Source organism: Longimicrobium sp. (assembly GCF_036388275.1).
In the GTDB taxonomy this organism is placed as follows: domain Bacteria; phylum Gemmatimonadota; class Gemmatimonadetes; order Longimicrobiales; family Longimicrobiaceae; genus Longimicrobium.
The window spans coordinates 58321-70116 of the sequence record NZ_DASVSF010000023.1; the positions used below are offsets into that span (position 1 = coordinate 58321).

General features: G+C 71.3%; 12 protein-coding genes and 1 tRNA gene. 5 read left to right on the forward strand and 8 right to left on the reverse strand.

Features of this window, described 5'->3' with window-relative positions; genetic code table 11:
- Positions 1–60: 60 nt before the first annotated feature.
- Complete coding sequence (locus tag VF632_RS07115) at positions 61–555, reverse strand: carboxypeptidase-like regulatory domain-containing protein (protein ID WP_331022174.1); 495 nt, start codon at positions 553–555, stop codon at positions 61–63.
- Positions 556–914: 359 nt separating this feature from the next.
- Here VF632_RS07115 and VF632_RS07120 point away from each other — a divergent pair, with 359 nt between their 5' ends.
- A complete protein-coding gene (locus VF632_RS07120) occupies positions 915–2081 on the forward strand; it encodes an acyltransferase family protein (protein WP_331022175.1) in 1167 nt (388 codons plus the stop codon).
- Positions 2082–2142: 61 nt separating this feature from the next.
- Here the strand turns inward: VF632_RS07120 and VF632_RS07125 are convergent, their stop codons facing one another.
- The 3 genes from VF632_RS07125 to VF632_RS07135 form a co-directional block, all read right to left on the reverse strand.
- Entirely contained in the window at positions 2143–2349 is a 207-nt protein-coding gene (locus VF632_RS07125) for a hypothetical protein (protein WP_331022176.1), read from the reverse strand.
- Positions 2350–2961, reverse strand: coding sequence for an oxidoreductase (locus VF632_RS07130; RefSeq protein ID WP_331022177.1), 612 nt, complete (start codon positions 2959–2961; stop codon positions 2350–2352).
- Positions 2962–3047: 86 nt separating this feature from the next.
- Positions 3048–3941 (reverse strand): hypothetical protein, encoded by an 894-nt coding sequence (locus VF632_RS07135; protein ID WP_331022178.1) that lies wholly within the window; start codon positions 3939–3941, stop codon positions 3048–3050.
- A 231-nt stretch (positions 3942–4172) separates the two neighbouring features.
- Here VF632_RS07135 and VF632_RS07140 point away from each other — a divergent pair, with 231 nt between their 5' ends.
- Positions 4173–4604 (forward strand): hypothetical protein, encoded by a 432-nt coding sequence (locus tag VF632_RS07140; protein WP_331022179.1) that lies wholly within the window; start codon positions 4173–4175, stop codon positions 4602–4604.
- Positions 4605–4662: 58 nt separating this feature from the next.
- Here the strand turns inward: VF632_RS07140 and VF632_RS07145 are convergent, their stop codons facing one another.
- Positions 4663–7050 (reverse strand): transglycosylase SLT domain-containing protein, encoded by a 2388-nt coding sequence (locus tag VF632_RS07145; RefSeq protein WP_331022180.1) that lies wholly within the window; start codon positions 7048–7050, stop codon positions 4663–4665.
- A gap of 138 nt (positions 7051–7188) precedes the next feature.
- Here VF632_RS07145 and VF632_RS07150 point away from each other — a divergent pair, with 138 nt between their 5' ends.
- Positions 7189–7563 (forward strand): DUF1622 domain-containing protein, encoded by a 375-nt coding sequence (locus tag VF632_RS07150; protein WP_331022181.1) that lies wholly within the window; start codon positions 7189–7191, stop codon positions 7561–7563.
- 923 nt (positions 7564–8486) lie between these two features.
- On the opposite strand, the gene VF632_RS07155 is transcribed toward VF632_RS07150, so the two are convergent.
- The gene (locus VF632_RS07155; protein ID WP_331022182.1) at positions 8487–9074 is read right to left on the reverse strand and encodes a phosphatidate cytidylyltransferase; all 588 of its coding nucleotides are present in this window, start codon (positions 9072–9074) and stop codon (positions 8487–8489) included.
- Positions 9075–9098: 24 nt separating this feature from the next.
- Entirely contained in the window at positions 9099–9992 is an 894-nt protein-coding gene (locus VF632_RS07160) for an alpha/beta hydrolase (RefSeq protein ID WP_331022183.1), read from the reverse strand.
- Between the two features lie 182 nt (positions 9993–10174).
- Between VF632_RS07160 and VF632_RS07165 the strand changes: the two genes are divergently transcribed.
- The gene (locus VF632_RS07165; protein ID WP_331022184.1) at positions 10175–10588 is read left to right on the forward strand and encodes a hypothetical protein; all 414 of its coding nucleotides are present in this window, start codon (positions 10175–10177) and stop codon (positions 10586–10588) included.
- Between the two features lie 206 nt (positions 10589–10794).
- Positions 10795–10868, forward strand: a tRNA-Met gene (locus VF632_RS07170).
- A 58-nt stretch (positions 10869–10926) separates the two neighbouring features.
- On the opposite strand, the gene VF632_RS07175 is transcribed toward VF632_RS07170, so the two are convergent.
- Complete coding sequence (locus VF632_RS07175; protein ID WP_331022185.1) at positions 10927–11790, reverse strand: DUF4105 domain-containing protein; 864 nt, start codon at positions 11788–11790, stop codon at positions 10927–10929.
- Positions 11791–11796: the final 6 nt, after the last annotated feature.

Sequence of the window (11796 nt, forward strand, 5' to 3'; positions counted from 1 at the left end):
GTTCGGCAAGATGCGAACCGGCGCGCAGCAGCCGTTTACGAACCCCTTCGTTGTGCGCGCCTACCCGCGGCAGCGGAAGGGGTTTTCGTCGGGATTGGCGCTGGTCAGGTCCACGCGCGCGGTGTCGCCGCCACGCACGCGCACGTCGGCCAGCCAGGTCCAGCGCTCGCCGACGACGGTGGTGTCGGCCCAGACGCGGTACTCGCCGGGAGGCACGCTGTCGAACGCGAAGCGGGCCTGCGCGCTGGCCCGGGTGGACCGTGTGCGACGCGCCTGCAGGATGCGCCCGCGCTCCTGCCAGGCGCGCACGTGGGCCGCGGCGAGGGCCGCCGAGTCGGCTGCCTGGCGCGGGGGGCACAGCTTCGCGAGCGCCGAATCGATCTGCAGCTCGTCACCCGTCACCAGGTGAACGGGCATGCCGGCCAGGTTCACCTCCGATTCCAGCTGCACCAGGAACGCATCCCCGGCAATGACACCCGGCCCGTCGTCCCCACACGCCGCGAGGGCGATGACGGTTCCGGCGGCGGCGAGGGAGAGACGTGTGATCGATCGCATTGGTCTGTTGAGACAATCGAGTGAAGGTCGGCGCGTCCTCGATGGACGATCCTGCACGATCCGGGCAACGTATCAGACCGCCGGAATCTCGTCATGCGGTCCCCCCTCCTCCGTGTCCTCCGTGCCCTCCGTGTGAGACCGCCGTCGCAGAGCTCGCAGGTGCGTGTGAGTTCGGGGCGGGGCGCGGAGTGTGTGGCGGATCCCTCGGTCGCTGCCGTCTCCGGCGAACGGGCAGGTTCGGCGTGGCCGCTCCTCGGGATGACATCCCGCTGCTCCCGCGCTCGAACGAGGACGCTTGCGGGGGAGGGTGCAAGGATGCAGAGTGCAGCATCCGCCACGCTCCTCCCCCACGAGCCGCCATGACCGACACGCTTGCCGCACCCCGCCCCCTGGCGCCCGCCCTCGAGCCCGCCGTGCCGCCCAGGCCCGAGCGGCTGGTGTCGCTCGACGTCTTTCGCGGGGCCACCGTCGCGGCGATGCTGCTGGTGAACAACCCGGGAACGTGGAGCGCCGTCTACGACCCGCTGGAGCACGCCGCGTGGCACGGGTGGACGCCCACGGACCTGATCTTTCCGTTCTTTCTATTCATCGTGGGCGTGTCGATGGCGTTCTCGGTGCTCCCGCGCCTGGAGGCAGGCGACGCGCCCGGCGGGCTGTTCGCGCGTGCGGCCAAGCGCTCCGCCATCCTGGTGCTGCTGGGCCTGCTGCTGACGGCTTTTCCCTACTACAACCTGGACGTGGTGCACCTGCGGCTACCCGGCGTGCTGCAGCGCATTGGCCTGGCGTTCCTGCTCGCCTCCGCCGTGGTGCTCTTCACCCGCCACCGCGCGCTGGTCGGCATCACGGCGGCGCTGCTGCTGGGCTACTGGGCGGCGATGATGCTGGTGCCCGTCCCGGGCTACGGCGCGGGCAACCTGAGCAAGGACGGCAACCTGGCGGCGTACGTGGACCGCGCGGTGCTGGGCACCGACCACCTGTGGAAGTCGGCGAAGACGTGGGACCCCGAGGGGCTGCTGAGCACCCTTCCCGCCGTGGCGACGGTGCTGCTGGGCGTGTTCGCGGGGCGGTGGATGAGGTCGGGGCGGTCCCCGGCCGACCGGCTCGTCGGCCTGTTCCTGGCGGGTACCGCAGCTGTGACGCTCGGGTGGATGTGGAACGAGGTGTTCCCCATCAACAAGGCGCTGTGGACCAGCTCGTACGTGCTGCTGACGGCCGGGCTGGCGCTGCACGCGCTGGCCGTCTGCTACTGGATGGTGGACGTACGGGGTTGGCGGCGCTGGGCCGCGCCCTTCGTGTGGTTCGGGATGAACGCCATCGCGGCGTTCTTCCTGTCGGGCATCGTCGCGCGCCTGCTGGGGATCATCAAGCCCGGGGGCGTGGCCCTCAAGCAGCGGATCTTCGACGCGGCGTTCGATTCGTGGCTGCCCGCGCACGACGCGTCGCTGGCGTTCGCCCTGTGCTTCGTGGCCCTCTTCACCGGGCTGATGGGGCTGATGTACCGCCGCCAGCTGTTCATCAAGGTCTGATCGCCGCACCTCCGCGTGGACGACAAGGGCGCGCATCCTTCGAGGGATGCGCGCCCTTCGCTCATCGCGGCGCCACGACGGGCGTGATCCACTCGCGGGTGATAAGCCCGAACACCAGCAGCGCCATCAGCAGACTGAAGACGATGATCACCATCCACATGCAGCCGCTGAATCCGCATCCGCCGGGCGGTCGGTACGCCTCCGGTGGAAGAGGTACCGCGCCGTCCGGCAACTCGTGCTCCCCGCGCCCATCCCCACGATCCGCCATCTACACTCCGCCGATTTCCTGGATCTCGTTAGATTCCATCACGCGCACGCCCGACGGCGCCTGCCTTGCCAGCCGCACCATGGCCCGGGCCACCACCGCCGCGTCGATCGCCCGGTAGCGCCGCAGCGGCCCCACGAACGCCGGCCCAAGCGCCGACATCACCCGCTGCGCCACCGCCTCCAGGGGCCGCCGCTCTCCGCGCTCCCCCAGCAGCTGAGACGGGCGCAGGATCACGGTCGACCCGAACGGAAGCGCGGTCACCGCCTCCTCGGCCTGGCCCTTCACGCGGCTGTAGAAGAAGGGCGAGCGCACGCCCGCGCCCGCCGCCGTCACCAGAAGATAACGCGTGGCGCCCTGCTCCGCCGCCAGCCGGGCGCTCAACGCAACGGCATCCAGGTCCACCGCGCTGAACGCCTCGCGCGAGCCGGCCGTGCGCAGCGTGGTGCCCAGGCAGCAGAACACGTCGTCCACCGCGAACGCGCCGGCGTGCTCGGCAATGCGGTCCAGGGGGGCGACGTGCTCGGTCAGCTTCGGATGACGGAGTCCGGTGGGGCGGCGGCCCAGAACGGCGATCCGCTCGTACGCGGGGACGTTCAGCAGCAGGCGAAGCACGTGGCCACCTACCAGCCCCGTGGCGCCCAGGAGCAGCGCCGACGCGGGCCGGCCGGCGGCCGGTGCAGGGGACGTGTCGGACAGGTTCAGCTCTCCCCGGCGGTGGACTGGGCCTCGGGCTTTTCGGGCTCCATCCCCGGCGTCACGCGGTTGGCGAGCGCGTCGGTGTACACCTGGCGCCACTCGTTCAGCTGCCGCTGCGCGGTGGTGTCGGAATCGGAGGTCATGCTCGCGGGCAGCGCCATCAGCCCGGTTGCGCCGGCGAAGGAGACCGTCATCCACATCTCGTCCGTCACGTTGGGCCGGGCTTGGCGCAGCACCTGGAAGTTGCGTACGGCCGATCCGCCGGCCTGCATCTGCTCCTTGGCCTGCCGCTCCATGTCGTCGGCGTTGCGGATCATCTCGGCGATCTGCTCGTCGCTGAAGCCGGGCTGGCCACGGTACGATTCGGCGCTCTGCCGCATGGTCTGCGCCTGCTGCACCATGCTCTCCAGCATGGGCTTGGTCATGATGTACGCCGAAACCTCGCCCATCCTCGCGCGCGCCCACTCCATCTCGGCGGGGTTGTAGCCCAGCGTGCGAGAGGCGCGCGGGTAGCTGCCCACGATCAGTTGGCTGTAGTCGTTGATCAGGTTGCCCGCCGCGGCCACGTTCCGCAGCCCGTTCATCACCCCGCCCTTCTGCTCGCGCTGCTCCATGGCCATCGCCTGCTTCCGCAGCCCCGGGGCCTCGTCGCGGATCAGATCGTACTGCAGCAGGCTGGCCTTCAGGTACGCCTCCACCTGCCGCGGTGTCAGCACGCTGTCGGCGGGGGCCTGGAAGCTGGCGACTTCCTTTTCCGTGGGGGTGATCGACGTGGTCTGGTCTACGTCCGACGGCTTGGCCGTCATTTCGCCGGGCTCGTCGCCACCGCAGGCGGCGGCAAGGAACAGCAGGCCCGCGGCGGCGGCGCGGCGGGAGAAGAGGGCGGAATCGTGCATGGCGAGGGACCTCTGCCTTCGGGGGAACGGTGCCCGGAACCGGGCGGGAAGGAACGCACGCCGGCCTGGCGCGCGCGTGGAACGAAAACGAACTCGCTAGGGTGCGTGCGGCGGGCCGCGCTGTCAAGTGTTTTCGTTGCAGCCCTGTTCCGTTTCCGGCCGGGCGCGTACAATGCGCGACGCCGGCGGCATCACTCCCGACGGCCGTCCTCCTACCCCACATCGAATCTCATGAAATCGATCCTTGCCGCCACCCTGAGCCTGGGCCTTGCCGCCTGCGCCACGGCAAACACCAGCGCCCCCGAAGCGGCGGCCCCAGCCACCGCTACCACGACCATGACGACCACCGTGGCCACGTCGCCATCGGCCGCGCTGAACCCGGTGGGCGAGTACGAGTTCGCCACGCAGGTCAACGGCGAGGCGGTGACGGGTACGATGGAGATCACCGGCACCCCGGGCGCGTACGGCGGACGCGTCGTCACCCTCAAGTTCCCCGAGTTCACCGTGCGCTCGGCGTCAGCCGCCGGGCAGGAGCTGACGGTGGTGGCCGAGACGCCCACCGGCAACCTGACCCTCCGGATGACGTTCACCGGCGACACCTTCACCGGCGGCTGGACGCTGGGCGGCGACACGGGCGCCATCACCGGCCGGCGGACGCGCTGATCCAGCGGTCGGCCGATCGACGGGGGCGGCTCCAGGTCGGAGCCGCCCCCGTTTGCTTCTATTCCCCTCCCCCTCCGTACAGTCCCCGGTAGATGGCCGTGTTCCGGGTGAGGATCTTCACGTAGTCGCGCGTTTCCTGGAAGGGGATGCGCTCCGTGAACAGCTCCTCGTCGCGGTACTCCGGCAGCTGCCGCCACCGCGTCACCCGCGCCGGGCCCGCGTTGTAGGCGCTGAAGACGCTGGGGAGCGAACCGCGGTAGGCGCGCATCTGGTCCGCCAGGAACCGCGTGCCGAGCGCCACGTTGATCTCGGGGTTGTACAGCAGCTCGGCGTTCCACTGCCGCAGCCCGGCGCCGGTGGCCAGCCCGCGCCCGGTCTCGGGCATCACCTGCATCAGCCCGCGGGCGCCGGGGCCGCTGGTGGCCTTGTGGTTGAACCACGACTCCTGGCGGATCATGGCCGCCACCAGCGCCGGCTGCAGGTTGGTGCGGCGCGCCTCGCCGTCGATGATCCCCCGGTACGGCAGCGGATACAGGATGCGGAGCAGGCGCGCGCTCACCGGCTCGTCCGCCGCCTGCATCTTGATGGCGACGCGGATGCCCGCCGACGTGTATCCCCGCTCGTTGACGGCTTCGGCCAGGGGATACAGGACGGCGCGGTCGTCGCCTGCCTCGCGGATCCGCCGGTCCACCTCGGCGGCGGCCTCGGTGTCCAGCCCGGCCGCGCGCAGCAGGTCCACGCCGTACATCCACCCGGCCACCTTGTCGCGCGCCGCCGCGTCGTCCGCCGGGTCCGGCCGCAGGGGGATGGGCCAATACGGCTGCCGCAGGCGCTCCGCGGACTGCAGGGCGTAGTACGACAGCGGCTCGCGGGTGCGCACCTCGCGGTACAGCACGCCGGCCCCGGCGCTGTCGCCCCGGGCGGCGCGGGCGCGCGCGGCCCAGTACGCCGCCTGCGGCCAGAAGCTGCCGGACGGCGTGCGCGTGCGGTACTGGTCGTACGCAGCCGCCGCCCCCGCGTAGTCGCGCGCCAGGAACGCCATCCCGCCCAGCCGCATCAGCGCCAGCCCTGCGCGTTCCGTGGCGGGAAAGCGGTCCGCCACACGGCGATACGCGGCGCGCGCCCCGGCCGCGTCTCCCGCGTCGTGGCTCATGTCGGCCACCATGAACAGCGCCTCGGCGGCCGGGGCCACGCCGGGAAAGCGCTCCGCCGCGCTCACCCACGTCTGCCGCGCCTGGTCGCGCGCGCCGCGCCGGAACTGCGCGCGGCCGGTGACGTACATCGCCTGCGCCGCCGTCTCGGGCGCGGCGCCGAACAGCGGGCGTGCCGCCGCGTCGACCTCCGCGTACCGCCCGGCCGCGAACAGCGCGTTCGCCAGCCGCAGCCTCACCACCGCGTCCGACGGGTTGGCGGCCAGCCACGCACGGTAGCCGTCCGCCGCGCGCGCCTTGTTGCCGTGCCGGTCGTACACCGTGGCGATCGCCAGCCGGTCCGCCGCGGTCAGCCCCGCCATCCCGCCGATGGTCCGCGCCGCCTCGATGGCGGGCGCGCTCGCTGGCGCCTCGCGCATGGCCGCGCGCAGCAGCTCCATCGCCGCGGCCGCATCGCCCGCCGCCCGCGCCCCGCGCGCCGCCGCCACGGCCATCTCCGCACGCTCGCCCGGCTCCGTCGCCTGCTCGCGGAAGCGCAGGGCCAGGACGCGCGCACCCGCCGGGTCGTTCGCCACCAGGTGCGCCCGAAGCCGCGCCCCCCGCGCCCGAGTGGGCGAGGGAAGGTCGTCGGCGCCATCCAGGAAGGTGCGCACCCGGGCCGTGTCGCCGCGGCTGGCCAGCGCCTCCGCCGCGAGGATGGTCACCCAACCGGACACGGCCGGCACATGGGTGCGAGCGTGGTCCAGCGCGCGGATGCCATCGTCAGCGCGGCCGGCGCGCAGCAGCGCCAGCGCGTGCCTCAGCTCGCCCACGGCGCGCTCGCCGCGCAGGGCGGCCGTTCCCGTGTCGGCGCGCAGCCGCACGTAGCGGGCGTAGGCCTCGGCGGCCTCGTTCCACTTTCCCTGCTCTTCACGCGCGCGGCCCAGCAGGTACCACCCGTCGCCGCCGCCCACGCGCTCCAGCCAGGGCTTTCCCTCCAGCAGCCCGCGGACGTTGTCCCATCCGCCCCACCCCGCCTCGGCCTTGGCGGCCACGAGAAGAAGCTCGGGATCGCTGCCCGGACTGGTGAGCTCGCGCAGCCGGCGAGCCGCGCGCCAGTTTCGGCCATCGCGCAGCAGCTCGGCCACGTCGGGCGGCACGGCGACATGAAGTCCCTGCACGGCCTCCGCGGCGGCGGCCGGGGCGCGGGGGCGCTCGGGTGTGTCGCGCGCGTCGCCCAGGCGAACGGCGGCCCACACCAGGATGGGCACGAGCAGGATGCAGACGGCGGCGACGATCTGGTGACGACGGGTCATGGGCTTGCGCGCGGGTGACTGCTTTCGGTGCGCGCGGCGGGCTGCGAATCGTGTGCCCGGGTGGGCGCGGCACCGTCGTTGCCCGGCTGGACGGTGGGCGATGCACCCGAACAAAGGGGGGAGACCATGGGGGAGCGGATGCCGTGGGTTGAGGCCGCGGCGCACCAGGTGGCGGTGTGGGTGGAGATCGGCGGCGTGCTGATGCTGGTGCTGACGGCCATGGTGGCATCGGTGCTGATGCTGCACGACTGGCGGGCGGGCGGGTTCGCGAAGGCGTACCAGGGCTATCGCCGCAACCTGGGGCGGGGGATCCTGCTCGGGCTGGAGTTCCTGGTGATCGCCGACATCATCGGCACCGTGGCCGTGGAGCCGTCGTTCCACAACCTGGGGGTGCTGGGGCTGATCGTGCTGATCCGGACGTTCCTGAGCTTTTCGCTGGAGGTGGAGATCGAGGGGCGGTTCCCCTGGCAGGGTACGCATCCGCACCACGAGGCCAAGCAGGACCAGATCTGAAGGATGCCCCTCCCCCGGCCCCTCCCCGCACAAACTGCGTGCGGAGAGGGGGGAAGTTCGGTCGTGGTTCGACAGGTTGTTTCGCGGCCCGCCGACGCCCCCCATCCCCAGCCCTTCCCCCGCAAACCCCCGCGGGGGAAGGGCGCCAATCTGGTGCGCTTCGGATGGATGGGAGCCAGGGCGGACTTCGCACGCGTCTCGACCAGGTCCGGCGCACTCCGCGGCTGCCCTCACCCCCGGCCCCTCTCCCGCAAGCGGGAGAGGGGCGAATTCGATCGCGCTTCGGCCGAGGCCGGCGCGGGGGCCTGTCATCCTGAGCCCCAAGCGCACCGTACCGGCCCGTACTCCACCCTCCGCGGGGCGAAGGATCTAGCCGCGGACACCTTGAAGCCGGAGCGCGGCAGCGGGCACCCAGACCCGAGACGCGACCGGAACCACGCGGAACGACGGAGTTTGGCGCATGCCGCGGCGCCCCCCATCCCCAACCCTTCCCCCGCAAAACCCCGCGGGGGAAGGGCGCCAGCCCGGTGCGTCTTGGGACCTCCGGCGCAGCCCCCGGCTACCCACTTCTGCGTTCCCGGCGCACATCCTCGGTGTGCCGCGTGTCAGCGCGGTGGGTGGATGCAGTCCGCGAAGGCGGACTTCGGGCCGTCGTTGCCGCGACTTTAGTCGCCCCAGCGGGGCCGAGGTCCACGGATCGGTGACCGCTGCCGCGCCCGGGCTGAGAAGTGACGCAGGCAAGATCCTTCGGCCCGCGTAGAATCGTGGGCGGGCAAGTGCGGCGTGGCTCGGCCTCAGGATGACAAGCTATCGTGCACCAATGGCTTGAGTGCACATCTCTACTGAAGTGTACCCCCTCTCGCACGCTGTTTGTGGGCGAGGGTGGACGAGCATAAGCGAGGACGGGTGAGGGCCTCCCGGCACTACGACAGCAGCACCATCCCCAGCACGATCGCCGCGCCGCCCGCAAGCGTCACGCGTACGTTGTCGTCCAGCGGCAGCGGGGCGAACTCCACGGTGGAGGCGACGAGCGCCCCGAACGCGGCGGCCGCGAACGGGACTGAGGGGGCCACCAGGCAGACAGCTCCTGCGACCCCCAGGTCCGTCACCAGCCCCGCCGCGAATCCCTCCCAGCTCTTCCCCCACGACGTGCGGTGCCGCCCCCACCGCTTGCCGACGAGCGCCGCCGCCGCGTCGCCCAAGCCGTTGAACAGCATCGCGGCGACCGCAACGGGCTTGGGAAACAGCACCAGCGCCGCCGCGTACGCGACGGCCATGTACGTGGCCCCCGCCAGCCCGTGCCGCTCGTGCGTGCGCAGCATGGTGCGCGTGCGGCGAAGGAAGTGGTAGCGAAAGCCGCGGTGCCGGTGCCGCGCCAGGTCGATCCCCAGCGCGACGGCGGCACCGGGCAGCAGCACCGCCAGCGCCACCGGGCGCGGCACCACCCACACCAGCAGCGGCAGCGCCGTCGACGACACGTGAATCGCCTTCCGCGCCAGTTCGCGCTTCATGCCCGGCCCGTGACGGGACGAGTGCTACGCATGCGAGCTCGCCCCCTCGCGCAGGAACCCGAGCAGCAGCTCGTTCACCCGGTCCGGAAACTCCTCCATCACCCAGTGGCTCGCCTCGGGAAGGTGCTCCACCCGGATGTCGGGGACCCACTTCTCCAGCCCGTTCGTCAGCCGCACCGACAGCGCCGGGTCGCGGTCGCCCCAGATCACCAGCGTGGGCAGCGCGATCCTGCGGGAGCGGGGCGACGAGTGGCGGGCCGCCGCGCGGTAGTAGTCGAGCATGGCCTTGATGGCGCCCGGTCGCGCCGCGGCTTCGCGGTACAGCTGGATGTCCTGGTCGGTGAACGCCCCGGGCCGCACCGCCTCGCCCCGGAAGATGCGTTCGAGCAGCGCGAAGTCGCCCCGGCGGAACGCGGCCTCGGGAAGGATGGGCAGCTGGAAGGCCGCGGCGTACCAGGACCGCAGCATCTGGTCCGGCGTCATCAGCTCCCGGGCGAAGGCCCTGGGGTGCGGCGCGTTCAGGATCACCAGACGGTCCACGTGCTGGGGCGCCAGCATCCCCATCCACCAGGCGATCACCCCGCCCCAGTCATGGCCCACCACGTGCGCCTTCTCCACCCCCAGGTGCCGCACCAGCCCCACCACGTCCGCCATCAGCTGCTCGATGCGGTACGCCGCCACGCGCGCCGGCTTTTCCGACAGGTTGTAGCCGCGCAGGTCGGGCGCCACCACGCGGAAGCCCGCGGCCGCCAGCGCCGGGATCTGCCAACGCCACGCCCACCAGAACTGCGGAAATCCGTGGAGGAGAACCACCAGCGGCCCCTCGCCCGCCTCCACCCAGTGCAGCCGGACGTTGTTCACCACCGCCTCGTGGTGCGTCCACCCTTCCCCGCCCCCCGTCGCCGCTGCGGTCGTCATCGCTCGCCCCTGTTGCCATCGTGTTCGCGCCCGCGCATTGTACAAGCAACGACGGGGCCGGATGATCCTGCAGGCGCCCCGTTCGTTCCCGCGACCTCCGCGCCTCCGCGTGAGACCCGTCACGGTCTGCCCGGCACGAACGTTCCACCCGAAGCATCCAGCCATCCTCAAGGAGAATGACAATGCGCGCAATCCCCCGATCGGCAATCCGCATCGGCCTGGCCCTGTTCTGCCTCCTGACGGCCGCGTGCGCTCCGACGGCCGTAGGCGCCGCCGGCGGCATCGGCTACACGGGACGCGGCGCCACGGCCCTGGTGCACGCGCAGGTGCCCCAGGTGTTCGAGTCCACGGCCGCCGTGTTCGAGGAAATGGGCATCGAGCTGACGGACCGCCAAGGCCGGCCCGGCCGCGGCGGCTCGGCGATTGGCAACGACATCACCATCAACGGCCGGCGCGGCACTGCCGAGGTGGTCGTAGCCGTCGAGCGCGAGACCAACGCGAGCTCCGAGGTGTTCGTCCAGGTGCGCGAAGGCAGGGCCGACTACAACCGCGAGTTGGCGGGCGAGATCCTGTCCCGCATCGTCGCGAAGCGCTAAGCCAGTGGTTGACAATAACTTGGCGCGCTGATACATTCATCGCGTGACGGCGCAGAGAGCTTCACGTTTGAGCCGATAGTTCTGAAGCCGGGGCCTGAGCCCAAGGCAGACGCGGAGTCTTGATTGACATCGCGGAAACCGAGGGGATGGCACCCACCGATACCCAAGTATCTGGCTTCAAACACACTCTCTGCGTTGTCCATGGCCGCGGGGTGGAGCAGCCTGGTAGCTCGTCGGGCTCATAACCCGAAGGTCGCGGGTTCGAATCCCGCCCCCGCTATGTGAAAAGCGCCTCCGTGCCGATTCGTCGGGACGGAGGCGCTTTCGTTTCGGATGATTCACGAACGGATGCGCGTGGAGAAGTCCGGTGCGTGGATGGCCGCCTGCGCGCGTTCGTTCACCTGGAACTTCTGCCGCGCCTGCTCCAGCGGCAGGTCGGTGTCCAGCAGCCCGTGGTCCATCGCCAGCTTGTCGGAGTAGCCGGGAAGCACCACGCGCACGCCGAAGGGGATCTTCTCGGTGGCGATGCGGTTCACCGGCTCCAGGATGCTGGTGGTGCAGTTGTTCCAGAGGGTGTTGTAGAACTCGGGCTCGCGCTCCAGCCGCTGCGCGTGCTTCATCATGTCCACGAAGAGCGCGCGGGCCTGGTCCGGTGTAGCCTTGGCGGGATACAGGTACACGGCGTCCTTCCACGTCACCGCGCGCACGCCGATCACGTCGCGCTCCTCGCCGATGACGTAGATCACCTCGAACCGGCGCAGCAGCCCCTTCCACACCGAGTACTCCTCGCCCGCCTCCCGCCGCGCCTCCACCGACACGCTGACGAACTGCCCGTCGGAAAACTCGAACGACAAAAAGGTGTGCGCCGGCCCGCGCCAGTCGGTGTTGAAGGGCGACAGGCCGAACCACACGCGCTTCATGCGACCCAGGTCGTAGGTGCGGTCGCGGTACCCGGGGGTGAAGTCGGTCTCGGACCGAAAGGTGAAGTCGCGCACGTTCCTCACGTGCACGCGGCCGCCGTCGAACGTCACGGTTGGCAGCACGGCCTGCTCCGGTCGCCACACCCGCTGGTGCGACGGCCGCGTGTTACGCCACCACAGGATGCCGCCCAGGAGCGCCATGCAGAATCCCGCCAGGAGAAGTGTCCGCCGGCGTGGCATGCGGCGCCCGCTCATCTTCCGCACGCCGATCCGGGTGAGCATCGGCCG